This is a genomic window from Micrococcus sp. GbtcB5, from assembly GCF_019091605.1.
GTDB lineage: Bacteria > Actinomycetota > Actinomycetes > Actinomycetales > Micrococcaceae > Micrococcus > Micrococcus luteus.
In genome coordinates this window covers 1-231 of sequence record NZ_JAGXJK010000583.1, presented here as the reverse complement: position 1 = coordinate 231, position 231 = coordinate 1, and the positions used below count along the sequence as shown (strand labels likewise).

Below are 231 nucleotides of genomic sequence, written 5' to 3'. Positions count from 1 at the left end.
AGGCCCACGACGAGGGCAACCACCAGCACGGCGACCACCACCGGCAGGACCAGCGGGGCCTGGCGGCGTTGCGCCCGGAAGGGCGCTCCACCTGGTACTCGCTGGCACAGTCCGAGCTCCTGCGTACCCTCATCGCCGCTGCCGAACGCCTCCTCGATGCCACCGGCACGCAGGCCCTGCTCTGCACGCACCTGCGACTCCCACATACCCACCACGCGTCAGATACGGACA

General features: G+C 70.1%; 1 protein-coding gene. It reads right to left on the bottom strand.

Going from position 1 to position 231, the window contains the following annotated elements:
• Positions 1 to 215: hypothetical protein (locus tag KVS67_RS13595; RefSeq protein WP_217565599.1), on the bottom strand; the 215-nt coding region annotated here is incomplete at its 3' end.
• Positions 216 to 231: the final 16 nt, after the last annotated feature.